Origin of the sequence: Pseudomonas fluorescens (assembly GCF_002022275.1) — a bacterium.
GTDB lineage: Bacteria > Pseudomonadota > Gammaproteobacteria > Pseudomonadales > Pseudomonadaceae > Aquipseudomonas > Aquipseudomonas fluorescens_AJ.
This window is the reverse complement of sequence record NZ_MSDF01000052.1, coordinates 323,309-344,274: the sequence shown is the minus strand read 5'-3', so window position 1 is coordinate 344,274 and position 20,966 is coordinate 323,309. Positions and strand designations below refer to the sequence as shown.

Sequence of the window (20,966 nt, the reverse complement as noted above, 5' to 3'; positions counted from 1 at the left end):
GGGCTCGCACGTCGAAAGAGGCCGCGATCATGACGGCCTCATCGCAGGCAAGCCAGCTCCCACAGGGGGAGAGGTGTGTCAGGAATGTTTCAAGATTATACGAAGGCGGTGTTTTCCAGGCGGTGTTTGAGCTGGTCGAGCGCGATGGCGGACAACTCGACCATGCGCACGTGCAAGGTCGCCAGTTGCAGCTCGGTTTCGTAAGTCAGTACGCGTTTGAACAGCGTTCCGCCGCGATGGGGCTGCAGGAAGTAATGGATGGAGCCGTCGACGGCGAGGGAGGTGAACACGGTTTTGAACTCCTGCGGCGGCTTGGCCACCTGCACGCGGTAGCTCATGGGCACGCGCACGCCCAGCAGGTCGATCACTTCAGTAAAACGGGTGCCGGCCGGCAGGGAGCCGGTGGTGCCGGTGTCGGCGCTGAGGGAAGTGGGGTGCCATTCGTGCCAGCGATCGGGCTGGGTCACATAGTTGTAGACCGCCTCGATGGGGGCTTCGATAAAACGTTCCTGGCAGATCCGTTCCAGGCGGACTGGATGCTCGACAGCGTGCATGACACACCTCCTGTGTGGCGAGATATCGTCCTGTGAACTGTCAGAATAGTCCCACTCCCGCGCATTGCACGGGAGTGTCTCAGTAATTTATCAGCGCACTTTGAAGCGGCTCATCAGTGCGATCACGCGGCCATTGGCATCCAGCAGGCTGCGCGTATTGGTTTCGGTGGCGTGGCCGCTTTCCACCAGCTCCTCAACCATATGTCGGATCTGCACCATGCTGCGGTTGATCTCCTCGGTCACCGCGCTTTGCTGCTCGGCTGCCGTGGCGATCTGGGTGCTGAGGTTGTTGATATGGCTGACAGAGCCGGCCATCTCGTCCAGCCCGGTGTTGACCCGCGCCGTGGCATCCGCCGCCGATTGACAGCTGGCCTGGGTATTTTCCATGGCCGCCACGGAGGAACTCACGCCCGTGGTCAGGCGCGCAAGCATCTCGTTGATTTGCGAGGTGCTGGCTTGGGTGCGTGCCGCCAGTGCACGCACTTCATCCGCCACCACCGCAAACCCGCGGCCTTGCTCACCGGCACGCGCGGCTTCAATGGCCGCGTTGAGCGCCAACAGGTTGGTCTGGCCAGCAATGGCGCCGATCACGCCGAGGGTTTCAGTGATGCGCGCGGCGTCCTGGCGCATGGCTTCCACGGTGTGCGTGGCGCTGGACACTTCTCCGATCAGCGCGCTGACGCTGGTGGACGCTTCACCCACCACCACGCGTGAGCGGTCGGCGTGCTCATTGGCGCGCTGGGTAAAGGCGGCGGTTTCGGCGGCATTCTGCGCGACCGTGTCGGCGGTGGAGCTCATCTCGGTGATGGCGGTGACTGTCTGGTCGGTCTCCGAGGCGTGCCGCACCAGAATCTGGTTGGTATGGGCCGAGGTGTGCTGCAGTTGTTGCAGGCCGGAAGACATGGCTGCCGTGGCCTGAGTCACCTCGCCGATCATGTTTTGCAGGTAGACGATAAAGTGGTTCACCGAGTGACCGATGGCGCCCAGTTCGTCTTCGGCGCGAATGGTAATGCGCCGCGTCAGGTCGGCATCGCCGGCAGACAGCGCGTCGATGTTGGTTTTCAGCGACTTCATGCGTTGCACCAGTTGGCGAATTGCATAAGCCGCCAGCAGCACCAGCAACAGCACCATCGGAATCTGCAACATGGCCAGGGTGCCGAGCACGTCATCGCGTTGGGCGGTGATCAGCGAGGTGGGCAGGGCGGTGGCGAGGAACCACGGCGTACCTTCGATCGGGCGCAGGTAGAACGTGCTGGCCACGCCGCCGTTGTCGAATTCGCTGCGTTGCAGGCCTTTGTCGCGCTGGGCCAGGGCTTTGCTGACCTGGGCGGCAAAGGCCGAGGAGCCGGCCAGTTCGCTGATGTTCTTCAACACCACCGGGCTGTTGATGCGCGAGCTGTTGCTGATGATCTTGCCGTCGCCTTCGACGATCAACATCTGGCCGCCGATGTCTTTTTCTTTGCTGGCCACCAGGTCGTTGAAGAAGCCGAGGGTCACGTCGATGGTGGCGACGCCGTAGGCCGCGCCATCGCGCTGGATCGCCATGGCGCAGTTAGTGCGCGGCTCCTGGCTGGCATCGTCCTTGTAAGCCGCGGCCCAGGCGCATTGGCCGCGCGGCGAGGCGAGGCCGCCCTTGTACCAGCTCTGGTCGTAGTAATTGGGGGCAGCGTCGCTGTTCCAGAACGTGTTGACGGCCAGCTTGCCCGAGGCATCGCGGTGCCAGAAGGTGCTGAATTTGTTACGCCCCTGGGCGCGCTGATTGGGAAGCGGCCAGATACCGCCGCCGAACACTTTCAGTTCGCCGTACTGGTCGACGAGGCCAGGCAGGACCTTGTCGATTGCATCGCTGTCGAGCAGGGGAATGGTTTGGGTGATGCTGCGTTGCTGGGCCTGAACCTTGTTCAGTTCGCCCTTGATCTGTTCGGCCACCTCGGCGACGCGGTTGAGCACCACCTGTTCTTCGGTGTGGCGCAGCTGGGGCGCGACCAACTGGCCGATGCCGACGACGGTCAACACCATTAACACAAGGACGAACAGCACCAGAAACAGGGTATAGCGGGCTTGGATAGAGCGCAGTGGGGGCATGGGGCCGTCCTTACGAAGCGTTTATTGTCGACGCGGCTTTGTTAGAGCTTCGACGGGCTATCGGCTTCGAAGGAAGGAGCTTTAGGTACCATGGTGCAAGATATTCAGGGGCACCCAGCGGGCACCCCTGAATGCTGTGGCTATTGATTGAGCATGCCCATCACTTCTGCCGGATAGCGCAGACCCGCCGTGGCATCCGCCGGAAAAATCGACTCCAGCGCCGCCCGTTCTGTGGCGCTGAGGCTGAGCGAAACCGCCGCCACATTTTCTTCCAGGTATTTGCGTTGTTTGGTCCCGGGAATCGGGATGAGGTAATCGCCCTGGGCCAGCACCCACGCCAGCGCCAGTTGCCCGGCTGTCACCCCTTTGTCCGCCGCCAGTGCCTGCACTTGTTTGACCAGCAACAGATTTTTGGCGAAGTTCTCGCCCTGAAAGCGCGGGCTGAACCGGCGGTAGTCATCGGCGTCAAAGTCGTCGGGGCTTTTCAGGGCGCCGGTCAAAAAACCCCGGCCTAGCGGGCTGTAGGGCACGAATGCGATGCCCAGCCGTTGGCAGGCAGCGAGGCAGCCGTTGTCTTCCTGGTCGCGGCTCCACAACGAGTATTCGCTTTGCAGGGCGCTGATGGGGTGCACCTTGTGCGCGCGTTCCAGGGTGGTGGCCGAGGCTTCGCTCAGGCCCAGGTAACGCACTTTGCCTTGCTTGACCAATTCGGCCATGGCGCCGACGGTTTCTTCGATGGCGACGTCCGGGTCGATGCGATGCTGGTAATACAGGTCGAGCGTTTCCACGCCGAGGCGTTTCAGCGTGCCGTTGATGGCATCGCGAATGTATTCAGGACGGCCATTCACACCGCGCAACGCAGGGTTCGCCGGGTCGCGCACGATGCCGAATTTGCTCGCCAGAAAGACTTGATCACGTTTGCCGACGATGGCCTTGCCGATCAGCGTTTCATTGGTGTGGGGGCCATACATGTCGGCGGTGTCGAGGAAGTTGACACCCAATTCCAGCGCGCGGTGCAGGGTGGCGGTGGCTTCGGTGGTGTCGGTGCCGGGGGTGTAGAAATCGGTCATGCCCATGCAGCCGAGGCCGATGGCGCTGACGAGGGGGCCGTTTTTGCCGAGTTGACGGGTGTGCATGGGTTCAGCTCCTGTGGGTGAGTAGGTCCCCATTGTCAACCTCGACAAAAGCGCGATAAACCGGCTAAAAGTGCTATCACTGTTCGTAAAATCTAAATAATCACCATGAGGGCCCGCCCTTGGACCGTTTTAACGCCATGCGCGTGTTTACCCGGATTGTTGAATTGGGCGGTTTCGCCAAGGCGGCCGACAGCCTGCAATTGCCACGGGCCTCGGTGACCATTCTGATCAAGCAGCTGGAAGCTCACCTGGGCGTGCAGTTGTTGCAACGCACCACGCGTCAGGTCAGCCCTACACTGGATGGCGCCGCGTACTACCAACGCTGCGTCCAGTTGCTCACAGACCTGGAAGAAACCGAGGCAGTGTTTTCCGCCAGCCGCCAGAACCCGCGCGGCACCTTGAGTATCGACATGCCGTCGGGCATCGGCCGGTTGATCGTTATTCCGGCATTGCCGGCGTTTACGGCGCGTTACCCGCAGATCGAGCTGGAAATCGGCCTCAATGACCGCACGGTGGACCTGATTCGCGAGGGCGTGGATTGCGTGCTGCGTGGGGGCCTCGCACTGGACGAATCGTTGGTCGCGCGCCCTTTGGCGATGATGGATCAACTGACCCTGGCCAGCCCCGGCTACCTGGAGCGCTTCGGCGTGCCCGGCATATTGGACGATTTGGCCGGGCATCAGATGGTTGAATATGTTTCCAGCGCCAGCGGCAAACGCTTTGGCCTGGAGTTCCAGGTCGGCACGCAGCTGCGCGAGATCAATCTGCCGAAAAGGGTGGCGGTTAACAGTGCCGACGGCTATTTCGCAGCGTGCGAGGCCGGCTATGGGCTGATCCAGGCGCCGTACTATCACGCACGGCGGCAACTGGCCGAGGGAACCCTGGTGGAAGTACTCACCGAGTATCCGCCACCGACAATGGCATTGACCGCGCTGTACCCGCCCCATCGTCAATTGTCCCAGCGGGTGCGGGTCTTCATCGATTGGCTGGTGGAACTGTGCGCCACCCCGGGCACAGGCTTGCAGCGTTAAACCTGGGCCTTGCGATAAGCCCCTGGCTGTTGCCCTGTCACCTTGTGAAACGCCCGGGTAAATGCCGCCACCGACTGATAACCCACCGCCAGTGCGACCTCGGCCACGGTCTGGTCCTGCTTGAACAACTGGCAGGCATGGCGGATGCGCATCATCAATAGCACTTGCCCCGGCGATTGCCCGCACAGCTCATTGAAACGCTTGAAAAACGCCGAGCGCGACAGCCCGGTGCAGGCCGCCATGCTTTCCAGCGTCCAGGGTTGCGCCGGTCGTGCGATCAGTTGTTCCAGTAGAGCGGCGAACGCCGGTTGCCGGCCGAGTGCCGCGAGGCCGCCGAGGTCGGCGTTGTCGAGCACTTGCTGGCGCAGCACATACAGAAACAGCAGATGACAAAGACGTTCAAGCAAGGCCGAAGAGGGCGCCGGGGCGCGCTCGCATTCCTGCAGAATCAATTCGAACAGGTTGCGCGCGGCCGTCAGTGACGGGTCGCCGGCACGCAGGATGATCCAGGCGGGCAGGGTGTCGACGATCATCGCCGACAAGCCGGACTGGAAATGAAAGAACCCGCAGACCAGGCCCACACCGTCGCTGGCGCTGTTGTCCAGTGGCAGCATCGGGCGGCGTGGGCAGTCGCGGGCGCCAACGGCGGTGGCTTCGCCGGACAATCGATACGCCAGGTCACGCAACAGAAACACCGCGTCACCATTGTTCAGGTGCTGCGGGGTCGCTTCGCCGTCGATATGCAGCCAGCATTCGCCCTGCACGATCAGGTGAAAACTCGCACTGGCCAGACCGTGAGTACTCGCATGCCAGTCGCCGCAATAGCGCCCCACATGGAACAGGCTGGTGTTGAGTTCGAGGCTGTCTAATAACCAATCGACAAGTGCACTGGACGAATTCATCTAATGGAAAGACTCAAGAGCAAGTAATCGCTACTTTAGCCTATTGAGGCGTTTTTTTATAACCAACAGACTGGATGCACGAACCCACCAGGAGACCCCTCCATGTCCCGTGTACCGTTGCTCACCCCTGAAACCGCGCCGGAAGCGTCCAAACCCTTCCTGGAAAACGCCCTGAAGGGCTCGGGCTTCATTCCCAACCTGCTCGCCGTGCTGGCGAATGCGCCAGCTGCGCTGGAAACCTATATCACCGTCTCCGGCATCAATGCCAAATCCGACTTGAGCCTGGCCGACCGCGAAGTGGTGCAACTGATCGCCGCCACCACCCACGGCTGCGATTTTTGCGTGGCGGGCCACACCGCCGTGGCGCGTAACAAGGCCAAGCTGCCCGAAGACGTCATCGACGCCCTGCGCCAGCGCGGCGAAGTGCCGAATGCCCGTTATGAGACACTCGCGGCGTTCACGCGTGAAGTCATTGCCACCCGTGGCGACGTCAGCGACGCGGGTTTCGAGGCGTTCCGCGCCGCCGGCTACACCGACGGCCACGCACTCGAAGTTATTTTGGGCGTGAGCCTGGCAACCCTGTGCAACTTCGCTAACGTGTTTGCCCGTACCCCGCTGAACCCGGAGCTGGCGCAATACCGTTGGGAAAAACCGGCACGCTGAATGGGCGTCTGCCTACCTGCTGTAAAAAGGAGAAACATCAATGCTTGACCCGATCTTGAGCCGTTGGCTCGATGTTCAAGCGCAGGCCCTGGATGTGGGCAGTTGCGATCCACAGGAAGTGCTGCCAAGGCTGGCAGAATCCAACGTATTACGCATCGGCGTGCCCAAGCATCTGGGCGGCTTGGGCGGCGATGTGGCCGGCGCGGTGGAAGCCATCGCGAATGTGGCGAGCCATTCCCTGGCGGCGGCGTTTGTGTGCTGGGGCCAGCGCTCCTTTATCGAATACCTGCTGCAAAGCCCCAATGCGCGGCTGCGTGAGCAACTCCTGCCGGATTTGCTCAGCGGCAAACTGGCCGGGGCGACGGGGCTATCGAATGCGATGAAGTTTTTGTCGGGCATCGAGACGCTGCAGATCAGCGCCGAACCGACGCATGACGGCTGGACCCTTAACGGTCGCCTGCACTGGGTCACCAACCTGCGCAAGAACGGCTTTGTGGCGGCGGCGGCCATCGAGCATGCCGCAGGCGGCGCGCCGTTTATTTTGGCGATTCCCGATTCGGTGGCGGGCTTGCAGCGCTCACGTGACCTTGAGTTATTGGGGCTTCAGTCGAGCAACACCGCAGCACTCGGGCTTGAGGGCGTGGAACTGAGCCGCGACTGGTTGCTGCACGAGGATGCGCGCCTGTTTTTACCGGCGGTACGCCCTGCATTCCTGGGTTTGCAGTGCGGCATGTCGATTGGCTTGGCGCGCCGCTCGCTGGCGGAAGTGGCCAACCATTTGGGCGCCAGCCGCACCGTCCTGCGCGACGAGCTGGAAGCGCTGCGTGTGACCCTTGATCACTTGGTCACCGAGTTGAAGAGCGGCCTGCTGGCTGGGCGTTTTGCGGCGCAGCCGGTGCCGTTGTTCAAGCTGCGCATTGCCCTGGCGGAAACCGCCGCGAGTGCGGTGCAGCTTGAGCTGCAAGCCAGCGGTGGCAAGGCTTACCTCACTGCCCACGGCAGCGGCTTTGCCCGGCGCTGGCGCGAGTCGGCGTTTGTGCCGATTGTCACGCCAAGCCTGGTGCAATTGCGCACCGAGCTGCAGCGCCAGGCCAGCCTATGAGCCAGGCGGTATTGAGCGCCCGGGGGATTGGCCTGGGGTACGCCAGTGGCCCGGTGTTGCAAGGGTTTGACCTCAACCTGCAACCCGGTGAAGTGGTGTCGATTCTCGGCCCTAGCGGCGTCGGCAAGTCCAGCCTGTTGCGCGTATTGGCCGGTTTGCAGGCGCCCCAGGAAGGTAGCGTACAGGTGTTGGGCGACCCCCTGAGCGGTCCACACCCACGGGTGGCGGTCGCGTTTCAGGACCCCAGCCTGTTGCCTTGGTTGAGCCTGGAAAAGAACGTCGCTTTTGGCCTGGATTTCGCCCGCCAACCTCACTTGAGCCACGCAGAGCGGCGCCAGCGCGTCGATCGCGCGATCGCGGCGGTAGGCCTGGAGCATGCCCGGCAACAGTTTCCGGCGCAGTTGTCCGGCGGTATGGCCCAGCGCACGGCGTTGGCCCGCTGCCTGGCGCGTCAGCCGCAGGTGCTGTTGCTGGATGAACCGTTTGGCGCGCTCGATGAAGTGACCCGCGCCGATATGCAGCGCCTGTTGCTGGAGGTCAATCGCAAGATCGGCTCGGCGGCGGTGCTGATTACCCACGACATCGATGAAGCACTGCTGCTGTCCGACCGCATCCTGCTACTGGGTAACCGCCCGGCGCGCACGTTGGGCGAATGGCATATCGACTTGCCGCAACCGCGCGAAGAACAGGTCGAAGCCATGGGTGCATTGCGTATCGACATTCTGAAAACCTTACGGCAGGCGAGCCGCCCACAATCCGACCCCCTTCAATTGCTGGAGCCCAGCCATGTGCCTGGATGACTTGACCCACTCGCGCCGTGATTTTCTGAAACTCTCGGCAGTGCTCAGCGCCGCCGGTGCCTTACCGCTGCTGAGCAGCCTGCAGGCCCGCGCCGCCAGCGAACCGGATGCGCCCGTGCGCATCGGCTACTTGCCGATCACAGACGCCACGCCACTGTTGGTGGCGCACAACAACGGCCTGTTCGAAGCCGAAGGCATCAAGGCCGAACGCCCGGTGCTGTTGCGCAGTTGGGCGCAGGTAATCGAGGCGTTTATCTCGGGCCAGGTCAATGTGATTCACCTGCTGTCGCCGATGACGGTGTGGGCGCGGTATGGCAGCAAAGTCCCGGCCAAAGTGGTGGCCTGGAACCATGTGGGCGGCTCGGGGCTGACGGTAGCGCCGGGCATTGACGACGTGAAACAACTGGGCGGCAAATCGGTGGCGATTCCGTTCTGGTACTCGATCCACAACGTGGTGGTGCAGCAGCTGTTTCGCGACAACGGCCTGACACCAGTGGCGCGCGCGGCCGGTTCGGCCATCGCAGCCAATGAAGTCAACCTCATCGTGCTGCCGCCTTCGGACATGCCGCCGGCGCTGGCGAGCAAGCGCATCGACGGCTATATCGTCGCCGAGCCGTTCAATGCCCTGGCCGAAACCCTCAAGGTCGGTCGCGTGCAACGCTTTACCGGTGATGTATGGCGAAATCACGCGTGCTGCGTGGTGTTCATGCACGAGCATGACTTGACCAACCGCCCGGAGTGGTCGCAAAAGGTGGTGAATGCCATCGTCAAGGCGCAGGTGTGGACCCGCGACAACCGCGAAGCAGCGGTGAAGCTGCTGTCCAAGGACGGCCCCAACCGTTACACACCGCATGCCGAGCCGGTGTTGAGCAAGGTGCTGGCCCCGGCCGCCGCCGACCGCGACGCTTACCTGGCGGACGGCGCGATTCAACACGCGACGTGGGATGAGCACCGCATTGATTTCCAGCCTTATCCATTCCCCAGCTATACCGAAGAACTGGTGCGCCGCCTGAAGGACACCCTGATCGAAGGCGACAAAAAGTTTCTCGCCGACCTCGACCCGGCCTTTGTCGCCAAAGACCTGGTGGACGACCGTTTTGTGCGCAACGCCATCGAGGCCGTGGGTGGCATGAAGACATTTGGCTTGCCGGACGGTTATGAGCGGCATGAGGAGATTGGCGTTTGAATAACGGCAAAACCGTCGCCTGGCCGGGCTGGCTGCTCGGAATCAGCGGCCTGGCTGGCTTGTTGGTGCTGTGGTGGCTGGGCGTGAAGCTGTTTGGCGACGCTGACGAGTTGTCAGCGCGCTTTTCGCCGGCCGCCACGTTCAGCAGCCTGTGGGAGTTGATGGGCCGGGGCGAGCTGTATCTGCACATTGCCGTGAGCCTCAAGCGCATTTTCGTCGGCTTGTTCCTGGCACTGCTGGTGGGTGTGCCGCTGGGCTTGCTGGTGGGCAGCTCGCGCAACCTGGAGGCGGCAACCACGCCGGCCTTTCAGTTTTTGCGGATGATTTCGCCGCTGTCCTGGATGCCCATCGTGGTGATGCTGATGGGCGTTGGCGACCAGCCGATCTACTTTCTGCTGGCGTTTGCCGCGGTGTGGCCGATCATGCTCAACACCGCCGCCGGTGTGCGCCAGCTGGACCCGCGATGGTTACAGCTGAGTAAAAGCCTGAGCGCCACGCGCTGGGAGACCTTGCGCCGGGTAATCATCCCCGGCGTAGTGGGGCATGTGCTGACCGGTGTCCGCCTGGCCATCGGCATTTTATGGATCGTGCTGGTGCCGTGCGAAATGCTCGGAGTCAGCGCGGGGCTGGGCTATTACATTCTCGACACGCGTGACCGGCTGGCCTACTCGGAATTGATGGCGATGGTGTTGCTGATTGGGCTATTGGGCTTTGCATTGGATGCGCTGGCGCGATGGCTGCACCAGCGCTGGGTGCATGAACGGTAGATGCCGGGCCCCGAGCGTTGCCGCGGCCTCGCTCGGATACCCGCGCATTACTAGGCGAGAATATGCAGGTCGCCAGGGATTTGGCCTGGCAGTATCGGTTTGTTCGGGTCCGCCAGATTGGTCTTGAACTTCAGGCCAAAAGGGGCTACTCCAGGCTTTATCAAATTGAAAATCGCCACGCCGGTTGCACCTGTCTGCTCGGCCAACCCCAAAATGCCTTCAGAGGTATTCATATGGCTTCGACCGACCAGCGCAACCCATTTGTCTGTGCCTGCATCCGACTGAATCACTTTCGAGGCGTAGTAATTGAACTCTTTTAGTCGCCGTTCAGATCCATTCCCCGTTGTGGCGCGCTGTATTTTCTGATCTTTGTGCCGAGTCAAATAGTAGTGATCCAGCGGAACGACGTCGATACCGTTTTCCTTCAATCGGGCGACCAGCTCAGCGTACGTCGGGTTAGTTCGCGGCAGTTGGCTGTTGCCAAGCAAACCCAGGCCATCATCTATGGCGCCGTGGCCGGGAAAGTCGATCACGCCCTCTAAATAGACTTTTTTCACACCCTCCTGTTTAAGTTGCTCAGCCTTGTCGAAGAGCAACCTGAAGCTGGCCATTTCGGAATGGCTTTCACCGAAAACGATGCCAGGGGCGGACTTTAGCGCGTCGGTGATCAGTTTTTCTGCGGGCACGGTACCTGGATAATCAGGCAGTGTCGGCCGTGGTGGCGTGCTCTTTGTGCCAGCGGTAACGGCTTCGTAGTAGCCGTTCATTTCATCCTGGAATTTCTGGACGGTTTGTTTTTTCGTATCTTCATAAGCGAAGTGCGACCATTTCAATTTCCCCTTCGTACTCTCCACGTAGTTGCCATCGGGCAACGGTTCCAGGGTAGACGGTGATGATGTGCCTTGATGATAAGGATGGTGTCGAGTGCCCCCGGGGTTGAGTGCTTTGGGCATGAGCGTGTCCTGGGTGGAAAAACCCTCAAGCGGCGGACCATAGGGCTGCAGTGTCGCCTGATCGATGGCATACCACTTGCCATCATGTTGCACCGCACCGACTTCCAGATGTCGCCCACCCTGCTGGAACACGCCGATGGCCGCGGCGTCGAACTCGCTGCCGGCTTTGATCAAGTCGCTGCCTGTGAAAGCGCCTCGGACCCTTTGGATACCCTCGCTGGCTTTTTCGACACCTGCCAGGGTCAGTTTACCCGCACCCACGGTGAGGTCGCCCAGACCGCTCAACGGGTTAAGGGCACTCAACGTATTGGCTCCGATTACCCGCGTGGCGCGCAACACCTTGCCAACGGTGGAGGTCGTCTTGCTTGCACCCTTGGCCAGCTTGGCTGCCGTGCCCACGCCAGCGGTGAGCAGGCCAAACACATCAAAGGCCAAGTCTGTGACGGCGTCTTTGTAATTGCCGGTGCTCAGGTTGACGATGGCTGAGCGCAAGGGAATCAGATCAAGCAACAGCTCGCCGATCGAGGTGACCGTATCCCTGCGCTGTTCTGCCGGTGTTCTGCCTTCGGCCTGGCGTCTCACGGCGGCGCTGTCAATCTCCAAACCTTTGACGACGGTGTCGGCGACGTCCTGAATTCGCGGGTTCTGGAAGAGATTGGGCCTGCGATAAATCGTTCGAAACTCTTTCAACGCGTGAGCATTGGCGTCCGGGAAAAACTCCTCGACTTTGGTGACTTCGTTGGAAATATAGTCCGGCTGGCGATTGGCGGGATGGTTCAAGACCTTTTGAATGGTGCCCTTCACGGTGTCGAAGGCATATGACTGCTTTTTTCCTTCGTGTTCGGTTTGCACCAGTATCGTTGGGCTCGAATGGAACAGGCGGTCGCCGACAAAGGGGATGGGTGATGTTTTGTATGAGTTCTCCTTGAAAAATCTGAGTTTGCCGTAGCTGAGTTGTGTACGGTCCTCTAAAGGCAGGTGGGTGATGGCATTCATCACAAGATCTTTCTTGATGCTTTTGTAGTTGTGGATGACGTCTGCAAAGGCTTTGTCAAAGGCTGCGGGGATGTTGAATTCGCTGCTGCGGGTAAAGGCGACAAACTTCGGCAAATCCAGGGTGGTGGCCCCGTGCACCTGCCAACTGTCACCCAGTTTCAGCCCCTGCATGGTGATATCCAGCATGGAGTAGGGATTGCTGAAGCGCAGGCCCTTGATCTCGGTCCCGTAGTTAATGCGCAGGTTTTTTTGCTCAAAGTCGACACCGTCACCGAACTTTTTCTTCAGTAGCGCCAGAGCCATTGCTTTGCGATTGGGCATCGGTGTTTCAAGCCGGTCGGACGCGGCTTTCAAATCGGTCTGCTGCTGGTTGAACGCTTCCAGGGCGGTCTGGATTTCATCACTGGGGTAAGCGTCGTCCAGGCGTTTATCAACGACTTGGTTGGCTACCGCCCAGTCAATCACAATGGCCTTTTGGGCCGCGTCGCTGACCGTCGGCAGTGCTTCGGCGGCTTGCATTACTTCGCTGAAACTCATCCGCGCGGTCTTGCCGGGTGTTTGGCTTTCGATGCTTGCCACGGCGAGGCAAAGGTTCGCCCACGCCTGGCTTGCGATGCTCACACCTGCCGGAATATCCGTGATCAAAAATTGCGGGGCGACGCGTGCCAGCAACAGCCGGGCGCCCAGTTCTGCTGTGTGCCTGGCAGTCTTGCCCGTGCTGCTCAGGTGCTCCGCCAAGGCACTGATTACCTCGGCCGGTGACTTGCCAAAATGAGCGTTGGCTGCCAGGTCGAAACCCGCGACGCTGTTTCGGGTGGCTGAATCGATGGATTGCGGGTCAAGCCCCAGATGGATCGCGGCCAGCACATAGTCGTTGACGCTTTTGTCTGTAGCGATGCCTCTGACCTTGAGCTGGATCGCTTCGCCGAGTGCCTGCGCGCGGGGTGAGTCGAGCAGTTTTTCCAGCGCCTTTACCGGGTCGCTCAACTCGGCGGTAGAGAGTGATTGTGCTTCTGCCAGGTAGTCCAATGCGCCCCAACGGGCGTTTTGCAGGGGCAGGCCTGCCAGTTGAGCGCTGTTGCAAGCCACTGCGTTGAAGACTTCGCGCTGGTCGTTCACGCTCAGGGGCAGTGACCATGAAAGGGCACCTGCGAAATTCCCCAGCGGATGAGTCAAGGCCTGCTCGGCGAGTGCGTGGGCCAGGGCTTTCAGGTCTGCAACGCCTTCGGGCATCCAAATGCCCTGATCTTTGATGAACGCTTCCAGACTGACCGTCGCCGGTTTCAGGGTGCGCGAGTGCATAAACGTCGACACAGGATTGATCGGCATGTGGGTTTGTTGCAGCGCGCTGGCGACCGCTTGCGCATCGGCATTCTCAGGGAGTTTGGCCACCGTGGCGGTCAGCACCTGCGCCAGGGTTTGCAGGTTGCGTCGGTCGCCGAGCGCTGCTTTCAGCGCCTGGCGGCCATCGGGCAGTGCAGTGATGGGCGTTGTTGGAATCGTACGCGCCCGTTCTGAAGACTGCGAAACATTGTCTGCAAGCAGAGCAGGGACGTAGGAAGAGGGCTGCTGAAGGCTGTTTAAAGTCGTCATGATTTGCCTGTTTGATGTGATCAAGTGGGTCAGGCAAAGCAACACAGCGATGCCCTGAAGCGCACTGTTGGGTGTGCGAATCAGCGACAACCGTTCCCGGTTAACAGGCATTCAAACGTAAGGAAAAAAAACACTGGTGGATTGTGACGTCATGCCCCGCGCAGGCGCAGCTCAAACGTCTCGCCTTCCGGTCTGGAAAGCGAGACGAGCGTTCAATCAGCGGCGTTCGTAGCCAGGCCCGCCGTCGTAGCGATGGTCGTGCCAGCCGCCACCGCCGCCGTGTGGGAAAAAGAAGCAGCCGCTCATGCTCAGCATGATCAGCAAGGGAATCAGCAGTGTGATTCGACGTAACATTTCAAAATCCTCTAGGGTACTCACAGGGTCAATCAGGCGTGGCACAAGCCAAACTTTTACATCGCCTGTAACATAGGACCCTGCCGCCCCCCATCCATCCCGCTCATCAGGTATGCGCTTGGCATGGTCGGCGATACAAAGTGGATACATTCTCAAGGTTCAGGAACCCGTCATGACCCAAAAGCAGCGTTTGAAATATTCGATTCTGATTGCCCTGGCCGTACTCGCGACGATGTTTGGCCTGTCCTATCTGCAGAACACCGGGGTCATCAGCGAGAAAACGTTCCAGTACATCGCCATTGCCGTGGCGATCACCGTGGTAGTGATCAACGGCATCATGCGCCGCAAGGTCAAGCCTAACTTCTGATTCACACCTGCGCGTCAGGCGCGACCGTCGAGCACTCGGGCAGCCTCTTCATGGAGGCTGTAGCTTTTATCGGCATTGAGGGTGATTACGCCCTCGCTGCACAAGCGCTTGAGTACTTCACGCACACTGAGAAACGACAACGGAATGCCCAGCTCCAGCAAATGGCTGTGCACACCGCGTACGCCCAGGGTGCGCCGATTGTCGGCGGCAGTGAGGAGGGCGTCGATAACCTTCAGCCGGATCAGGCTGGTGCGCAGGCCAAAGCACTTGAGCAAATGGCGAATGCGCTGGTTGCCATGCTGTTCGGGCGCTTTGCCGAACGCTTGTGCGCCGCCGCCGAAATGGGTGTCGGCAGCCGGTGAATGTCCATCCGTGGGCACTTGCGGGTTGTACATGCAAAAAACTCCTTATCAGAGCCTGATCAGGAAAATGATGGCGCTCTTAATGAATAAGACGAACGAGCGAGCAAAATCATGAAGTGCCGGATGTAGAAATTTTGTCGGTATCGGTTTTGTCACCGTCCGGCTGCCTGAACTAAACGTGTTCCGCGCCTAAATTATTCCCGGTTGATTGCGTCCTTACGGTGGGGTAACTGCACCTTGTGAGGGTGTTCAATTTGACTGTGGAGCTTGCGTGATTATTTCCAACGGGTTGTCCAGGGTAGGTGTGGCTGCGGTGATGCTGGGCTTGAGCCTTGCGGCCTCGGCGCGGGAACCGGCGCCACAGGCATCGGCCGAGATTCGTCGAACCACGTTTGGCGTGCCGCATATTCGTGCCAGCGATGAGCGTGGGCTGGGTTTTGGCATCGGTTACGCCTATGCCCAGGACAACCTGTGCCTGCTGGCCAATGAAGTGATCACCGTGAATGGCCAGCGCGCCAAGTACTTCGGTCCCGAAGAGGCAACCCTGGAGGAACGCAACAACCTCGCCAGCGATGTGTTTTTTACCTGGCTCAATACCCCTGAGTCGGTCGCGGCATTCTGGAACGCGCAGACCCCTCAGATGCAGCAACGCATCGAAGGCTATGTGGCGGGCTACAACCGTTACCTGAAAGAGCAGGGCGCACCGAAGCAATGCCAGGCGGCGTGGGTACGGCCACTGGTGGTCGAAGATCTGGTCAAGCTGACCCGTCGTCTTTTGGTCGAGGGCGGTGTAGGCCAATTCGCTGAAGCCTTGGTGGGAGCGACGCCACCTCACGCCACTGCCAGCGTGCAGCCGGGCGCCAAAGCCTTTGAACTGGCCGCCACCAATCAGCAGCGCTTCAGCCTCGACCGTGGAAGCAACGCCGTCGCCGTGGGCCGCGACCGCTCGTTCAATGGACGTGGCATGTTGCTGGCCAACCCGCATTTTCCGTGGGTGGGCGGCATGCGTTTTTACGAGATGCACCTGACGATTCCAGGCCAACTGGACGTGATGGGCGCCGCGTTGCCCGGCTTGCCGGTGATCAATATCGGTTTCAACCAGCACGTGGCCTGGACCCATACCGTCGACACCTCAAAGCATTTCACCCTGTATCGCCTGACGCTCGACCCCAAGGACGCCACGCGCTACCTGCTGGATGGCAAGTCCATCGCCCTGGACCAAACCCCGGTGAAGGTGCAGGTTAAACAGCCGGATGGCAGCCTCAAAGAAATCCCTCATACCGTCTACAGCTCCCAGTTCGGCCCCGTGGTGCAATGGCCCGGCAAACTGGATTGGGACAGCCACTACGCGTTCAGCCTGCGCGACGCCAACCTGGGTAATGACCGCGTGTTGCAGCAGTGGTACGCCATGAACCGCGCCGCCAGCCTCAAGGAACTGCAAACCTCGGTCCACACCCTGCAAGGCATTCCGTGGGTCAACACCGTGGCCACTGATGATCAGGGCCAGAGCCTGTACATGAACCTGTCGGTGGTGCCCAACGTCAGTGCCGCCAAGCTGGCGCAATGCAGCGACCCGCGTGCGGGCCTGCAAATGATCATGCTCGACGGCGCCCACAGCGCCTGCGCCTGGGACATCGACCCGCGTGCGGCCCAGCCCGGCATCTTCGCCGCTGACCATCTGCCGCAACTGCAACGCACCGACTATGTACAGCACTCCAATGACTCAGCGTGGATGGCCAACCCCAACGCACCGCTGACCGGGTTCTCCCCGGTGATCAGCCAGGATCACATCGCCCTGGGCCCGCGCGCACGCTTTGCGGTACAACGCCTGCAATCCCTGGAAAAACAGCCGATCAGCGTTGCAGACCTGCAACACATGGTCATGGACAACGAGGTGTACCTCGCCGGCCAAGTCCTGCCGGATGTGCTCGAGTTTTGCGCCAAAAGGCTCGGCACCGACGCCGCTGCCTTGCAGCCCCTGTGCGCCAGCCTGAAAACCTGGGACCAACGCGCCAACCTCGACAGCGGCATCGGCCTGGTGCACTTCATCAACCTGGTGGAGCACCTGCAGGAAATCCCCGACGCCTGGCGCGTGGCCTTCGACCCGGCCCACCCCCTGACCACGCCACGCGGCCTGGCCATCGACCGCGAACCCGTGGTCAACGCCTTGCGCGAAGCCATGCTGGCCTCTGCAGCGGAGGTCGCCAAACTTGGCGCCACACGCTGGGGCGACATCCAGGTCTCGGGCCAGATCCCGATTCACGGCGGCCCGCAGGCACTCGGCATCTACAACGCCATGCAAACCGTCCCCCGCGCCGACGGCAAACGCGAAGTGGTCAGCGGCAGCAGCTACCTGCAAATCGTCACCTTCGACGACAAAGGCCCCCAAGCCATTGGCGTGCTGGCATTTTCCGAATCCAGCGACCCCGCGTCGAAGTATTCGAAAGACCAGACACAGGCATTCTCCGAGAAAAAACTGCGCTCACTGCCGTTTACCGACGCCCAAATCAAGGCGGATCCGCAGTACCAACAGCAGACAATCAAGGAGTAGGGCAGGCACGCAACCCCTTGATGCCGATACGAAATATTTTTGAAATCAAGGGGTTGCAGGCATAAGCAAATGAGTACATAATGGCGCCCATCGAACGCAACGAAGCATTAAAAACTTCAATGTATTCAATGAGTTAGAGTAGAGGCAGCTCCACAGAGCCCACTCAAGTTTATATGCGGTGAATGTCAGCGATAAGGGCATTGATCGTTTGAGGCCGAGTAGCAAAATGGTTATGCAGCGGATTGCAAATCCGCCTACGCCGGTTCGATTCCGACCTCGGCCTCCACTCTTGAAAACCCCGTAGATTAACGTCTACGGGGTTTTTTATTGGGCGTAGGAAATGCCGGCGCTTCAAACTCTCCTGTTTTGTCGGGCTGGCAATAGCCCGCATTCCTACCTATACCTGCTTGGCGATCTGCGGCATTGAGCCGGCGGCCTGATGATGTGAACCCGGCGTATTTCAGGCTTGCCTGACGCAGGGTTTGATCGGGGAATATGACGTCAGCCTTTAAAAACATCAGGACGAGGTTTAGATAATGCTCAAATTTGCGCTTGTGCCTTTAATGCTGGCCCTTTCGGTCGATTGTCTCGCTGATTTAAAGCTCACGTCTCCGGAAACGGCGTGTGCCTTCCTGTCCGATTCAGGCCTCAAGGGCAGAAAATGGACGGACTACGGTGATGGAACATCCGGCTGCGCAAGCAACTACAAAGACATTGGTACCGGTTCGCCTCTTGCAAACAATTTGGCTTATTACGCGCTAGGAAGTGGTTCGACTGTCGATCAGGTAAAGCTTGTGTTGAATTTTAATCAGCCCAAGACACCTGGACCTTCGGTCCAGGCGCTTGGAAAAGCGGCAGAAAAGCTCACACAGAAAGCGCTGGGAGCCGCGTTGCCAGCGTCAATCAAGAAGGCAATTGCGCTAGGGCAACCGCAAGTCGCAGCGGTCGGAACTGGGTCCGTGGAAGTGCTCCGGGAGGAGTGGCCGACCGGGAAAGGTTATGAGGTTCATGTGATTATGAGGTGAGCATCGGATAAACGGGGTCAGACTACAATTTCTAGACGGCGAAACGGTAATCTGCCCCTCAATATTCCAATTGACGATTCAACAATCAGATGTCTGTTGGACTCAACCTCTCCAGCGCAACATCCACCAGCAGCCCCGCGTTTTCAATTAACTGCGCCAATCCGAACGTTTGCAGGCGCTCTGAACCGCTCAGCGAAAACGCCTGCTCATTGGCAGTAGCTAATGCCGAAGCCAAAAGCTCGCTTGCATTCACCAATGCGTCCTCCGTACTCAGATCTTGCCTTACTATAAAAATACTGGTGGAAACGTCGTTATCCGGTAGTTCTGTTTTCAAGAGTCCTGCTCCATGGGGCAATCCTCAGATAATTTCAGGTTGCGACACCCGGTCACTGCATTGGCTGCGACGGCGAATCCTAGCCAAGTCCCTTCCTATGCCTCAACCCCGTCAGCTTGTGGGAAAGATCCGAAGCCCGACAGGACGGCGACGGGCGTCTCAAATATAGAAAATTACGCGGCAGACTAGCCAGGTGCCATTTAGCAGATGAAGGACAACCTCGCCCGTATGAAGGCGCAGGGCACCGATGTGATCATCGACTAACAGCGCTAGCCCCATCCGCTTCTGACCGGGTGATGCGTTGCGCCCTCACTTCGCTGGCGTACTCGGCAATCTTCTCCTGTTGTGCAGTCAGAAGCGCGCATAGCTTCATCAGCGACACTGCTTGCTCCGGCGTTTTGCCGCTGGCGGCCAGGGCGGTCAGTTCAACGACTGACCAGCCGATTACCGCCGCCGCGTCTTCCAGGTCGTAAAACAGGGCTTGCTGCGCGGTTCTCCGGCCGTCGAGGCCTTGTATCAACGCTTTCATCGGGTGGCTCACTTGTCGTGAATGTTGGGCACGGCTAAATAATGCGCGCTCATTTCCCTCCAGTCACATCAAGAAACGTCCCGGTAATAAACGATGCTTCATCGCTCGCCAGCCACAGGATGGCCCGCGCGACTTCTTCCGGCTGGCCACCGCGGCCCATGGGGATTGATTCTTTCACTCGATCCACGCGGCCGGGCTCGCCGCCGCTGGCGTGCATGTCGGTGTAGATGTGGCCGGGGCGGATGCAGTTGACGCGGATGCCGTCGCGCGCGACTTCTTTGGCGAAGCCTGTGGTAAAGGTCTCGACCGCACCTTTTGAGGACGCATAGTCAACGTATTCGTTGGGGCTGCCGAGCCGGGCAGACGCCGAGGAGATGTTGATGACCACACCGCCAGGCCTGCCATGCCGATGGGACATGCGTTTGATGGCCTGTTGTGCACAGAGGATGGGCCCGATGGAGTTGACCGCGAAGATGCGCTGCATCCGCGTGAAGTCGAGGTCTTCCAGGCGTGATTGCGGCGCGAGCATCGCGGCGTTGTTGACCAGTACGTCGAGGCGGCCGAATTCGCGGTCGATCGCGGCGAACAAGTCAGCGATTTGCTGTGGGTCGGCGTTATCGGCGCGTATCGCCAGGGCGCGGCGCCCGCAGGCTTGCACATCGGCCACGACGCCAAGGGCAGCGGGCTCGTCGGACACGAAGCTGATCGCGACATCGTAGCCGCGCGCGGCAGCCAGTCGTGCAGTGGCGGCGCCTACGCCGCGACTGCCGCCGGTGATCAGGATAACGGGACTGCTCATGGTGCATACCTCTATGTAGGACAGAAAGAAACAGCCTCAGCCGATCAGGAACGTACCCAGTGCAATGACCGCGCAGGCCAGCAGCTTGCGCGGGGTCAGTGCTTCGCCGAGGAAGAAGTAGCCGATCAATGCCGCAAACAACACGGCGGTTTCACGCAGTGCCGAGACCGCGCCCATGGGCGCATACGCCATGGCGTAGATGATGATCGCGTATGCCAGCAGTGAAACCAGCCCGCCGAGGAACGCGATGGCGAAACCCGGTCGCAGGCTGAACAAGCTGCGCGAACTGCGCAGGCCAATGTAGACCAGCGGCATCAACACGCCCCACAGTGCACACATCCACGCCGTATAGGCCATCGGCGCGCCGGACAACCGAGCACCGATGCCGTCTGTCACGCTGTACGCCGCGATGAAAAAACCGGTGCCCAGCGCGTAGGGCAGGCCTGGCACGGCGAGCCTGCGCTTGTGAAATGCCAGTGAAATGATCCCGCCCGAGACCAGGGCAATGCCGAGCATCGCGTGCGTGCTGACTGTTTCCCCGGCAAACACCGAGGCGGCGAGGGTGATCAGGATCGGCGACGACCCACGGGCAATCGGATAGGTCTGCCCGAGGTCGCCAACCTTGTAGCTGCGCACCAGAAACAGATTGTAGAACACGTGCAGTACGGCCGACAGCACGACGTAAAACCAGCTGGCCTGCGCAGGTGGCGCGAGGAACACCGCGATGAACGCGCTGGCGATGGCAACCGCCAGGCACATGATGGTCATCGACCACAGCCGGTCGGCGCCAGCGCGCAATAATGCGTTCCAGCTGGCGTGCAAAAAGGCGGCGAACAGGATGAGTAAAACGATATGAAAAGGCATGCGCCATGGTAAG

Annotated in this window: 20 protein-coding genes and 1 tRNA gene; 10 read left to right on the top strand and 11 right to left on the bottom strand. The window is 60.2% G+C overall.

What is annotated here, in order from left to right:
• Window positions 1–95: 95 nt before the first annotated feature.
• From BFW87_RS26670 to BFW87_RS26660, 3 genes are all read right to left on the bottom strand, one after another.
• Window positions 96–554: an SRPBCC family protein gene (locus BFW87_RS26670; RefSeq protein WP_078742686.1), complete on the bottom strand. Its 459-nt coding sequence runs from the start codon at window positions 552–554 to the stop codon at window positions 96–98.
• A 90-nt stretch (window positions 555–644) separates the two neighbouring features.
• The gene (locus BFW87_RS26665) at window positions 645–2,639 is read right to left on the bottom strand and encodes a methyl-accepting chemotaxis protein (RefSeq protein WP_078742685.1); all 1,995 of its coding nucleotides are present in this window, start codon (window positions 2,637–2,639) and stop codon (window positions 645–647) included.
• A gap of 140 nt (window positions 2,640–2,779) precedes the next feature.
• Window positions 2,780–3,775: an aldo/keto reductase gene (locus tag BFW87_RS26660; protein ID WP_078742684.1), complete on the bottom strand. Its 996-nt coding sequence runs from the start codon at window positions 3,773–3,775 to the stop codon at window positions 2,780–2,782.
• Window positions 3,776–3,894: 119 nt separating this feature from the next.
• On the opposite strand from BFW87_RS26660, the gene BFW87_RS26655 reads away from it, so the two are divergent.
• Window positions 3,895–4,806 carry a LysR family transcriptional regulator gene (locus tag BFW87_RS26655; protein WP_078742683.1) on the top strand — a complete coding sequence of 304 codons (912 nt, stop codon included), beginning with the start codon at window positions 3,895–3,897 and terminating at the stop codon, window positions 4,804–4,806.
• Here the strand turns inward: BFW87_RS26655 and BFW87_RS26650 are convergent.
• A complete protein-coding gene (locus BFW87_RS26650; protein WP_078742682.1) occupies window positions 4,803–5,708 on the bottom strand; it encodes an AraC family transcriptional regulator in 906 nt (301 codons plus the stop codon). The genes BFW87_RS26655 and BFW87_RS26650 overlap by 4 nt on opposite strands.
• A gap of 102 nt (window positions 5,709–5,810) precedes the next feature.
• Here BFW87_RS26650 and BFW87_RS26645 point away from each other — a divergent pair, with 102 nt between their 5' ends.
• Genes BFW87_RS26645 through BFW87_RS26625 form a run of 5 tightly spaced genes read left to right on the top strand, consistent with a single transcriptional unit; the run spans window position 5,811 to window position 10,226 of the window.
• A complete protein-coding gene (locus BFW87_RS26645; protein WP_078742681.1) occupies window positions 5,811–6,371 on the top strand; it encodes a carboxymuconolactone decarboxylase family protein in 561 nt (186 codons plus the stop codon).
• 40 nt (window positions 6,372–6,411) lie between these two features.
• Window positions 6,412–7,473, top strand: a complete 1,062-nt coding sequence (locus BFW87_RS26640; RefSeq protein WP_078742680.1) for an acyl-CoA dehydrogenase family protein — start codon at window positions 6,412–6,414, stop codon at window positions 7,471–7,473.
• Window positions 7,470–8,273 carry an ABC transporter ATP-binding protein gene (locus BFW87_RS26635; RefSeq protein ID WP_078742679.1) on the top strand — a complete coding sequence of 268 codons (804 nt, stop codon included), beginning with the start codon at window positions 7,470–7,472 and terminating at the stop codon, window positions 8,271–8,273. The genes BFW87_RS26640 and BFW87_RS26635 overlap by 4 nt, the downstream gene beginning before the upstream one ends.
• A complete protein-coding gene (locus BFW87_RS26630; protein WP_078742678.1) occupies window positions 8,260–9,459 on the top strand; it encodes an ABC transporter substrate-binding protein in 1,200 nt (399 codons plus the stop codon). The genes BFW87_RS26635 and BFW87_RS26630 overlap by 14 nt, the downstream gene beginning before the upstream one ends.
• Window positions 9,456–10,226, top strand: a complete 771-nt coding sequence (locus BFW87_RS26625; RefSeq protein WP_078742677.1) for an ABC transporter permease — start codon at window positions 9,456–9,458, stop codon at window positions 10,224–10,226. The genes BFW87_RS26630 and BFW87_RS26625 overlap by 4 nt, the downstream gene beginning before the upstream one ends.
• 50 nt (window positions 10,227–10,276) lie before the next feature.
• On the opposite strand, the gene BFW87_RS26620 is transcribed toward BFW87_RS26625, so the two are convergent.
• Window positions 10,277–13,768 carry a membrane-targeted effector domain-containing toxin gene (locus BFW87_RS26620; RefSeq protein WP_078742676.1) on the bottom strand — a complete coding sequence of 1,164 codons (3,492 nt, stop codon included), beginning with the start codon at window positions 13,766–13,768 and terminating at the stop codon, window positions 10,277–10,279.
• A gap of 216 nt (window positions 13,769–13,984) precedes the next feature.
• Window positions 13,985–14,122 (bottom strand): hypothetical protein, encoded by a 138-nt coding sequence (locus tag BFW87_RS32075; RefSeq protein WP_176159829.1) that lies wholly within the window; start codon window positions 14,120–14,122, stop codon window positions 13,985–13,987.
• Window positions 14,123–14,294: 172 nt separating this feature from the next.
• On the opposite strand from BFW87_RS32075, the gene BFW87_RS26615 reads away from it, so the two are divergent.
• The gene (locus tag BFW87_RS26615) at window positions 14,295–14,489 is read left to right on the top strand and encodes a hypothetical protein (protein ID WP_078742675.1); all 195 of its coding nucleotides are present in this window, start codon (window positions 14,295–14,297) and stop codon (window positions 14,487–14,489) included.
• A gap of 14 nt (window positions 14,490–14,503) precedes the next feature.
• Here BFW87_RS26615 and BFW87_RS26610 read toward each other — a convergent pair whose 3' ends face one another.
• Window positions 14,504–14,884 carry a fe2+ zn2+ uptake regulation protein gene (locus tag BFW87_RS26610; protein ID WP_078742674.1) on the bottom strand — a complete coding sequence of 127 codons (381 nt, stop codon included), beginning with the start codon at window positions 14,882–14,884 and terminating at the stop codon, window positions 14,504–14,506.
• 238 nt (window positions 14,885–15,122) lie between these two features.
• Here BFW87_RS26610 and pvdQ point away from each other — a divergent pair, with 238 nt between their 5' ends.
• The 3 genes from pvdQ (at window position 15,123) to BFW87_RS26595 (ending at window position 18,427) form a co-directional block, all read left to right on the top strand.
• Window positions 15,123–17,402, top strand: a complete 2,280-nt coding sequence (pvdQ, locus tag BFW87_RS26605; protein WP_078742673.1) for a bifunctional acylase PvdQ — start codon at window positions 15,123–15,125, stop codon at window positions 17,400–17,402.
• A gap of 212 nt (window positions 17,403–17,614) precedes the next feature.
• A tRNA-Cys gene (locus tag BFW87_RS26600) sits at window positions 17,615–17,688 on the top strand.
• A gap of 250 nt (window positions 17,689–17,938) precedes the next feature.
• Window positions 17,939–18,427: a hypothetical protein gene (locus BFW87_RS26595; RefSeq protein WP_078742672.1), complete on the top strand. Its 489-nt coding sequence runs from the start codon at window positions 17,939–17,941 to the stop codon at window positions 18,425–18,427.
• Window positions 18,428–18,512: 85 nt separating this feature from the next.
• On the opposite strand, the gene BFW87_RS26590 is transcribed toward BFW87_RS26595, so the two are convergent.
• From BFW87_RS26590 to BFW87_RS26575, 4 genes are all read right to left on the bottom strand, one after another.
• Window positions 18,513–18,761 (bottom strand): DUF6124 family protein, encoded by a 249-nt coding sequence (locus tag BFW87_RS26590; RefSeq protein ID WP_078742671.1) that lies wholly within the window; start codon window positions 18,759–18,761, stop codon window positions 18,513–18,515.
• Between the two features lie 253 nt (window positions 18,762–19,014).
• Window positions 19,015–19,290, bottom strand: a complete 276-nt coding sequence (locus BFW87_RS26585) for a hypothetical protein (protein ID WP_078742670.1) — start codon at window positions 19,288–19,290, stop codon at window positions 19,015–19,017.
• Between the two features lie 49 nt (window positions 19,291–19,339).
• Window positions 19,340–20,089, bottom strand: a complete 750-nt coding sequence (locus BFW87_RS26580; RefSeq protein WP_078742669.1) for a glucose 1-dehydrogenase — start codon at window positions 20,087–20,089, stop codon at window positions 19,340–19,342.
• Between the two features lie 36 nt (window positions 20,090–20,125).
• The gene (locus BFW87_RS26575; protein ID WP_078742668.1) at window positions 20,126–20,953 is read right to left on the bottom strand and encodes a DMT family transporter; all 828 of its coding nucleotides are present in this window, start codon (window positions 20,951–20,953) and stop codon (window positions 20,126–20,128) included.
• Window positions 20,954–20,966: the final 13 nt, after the last annotated feature.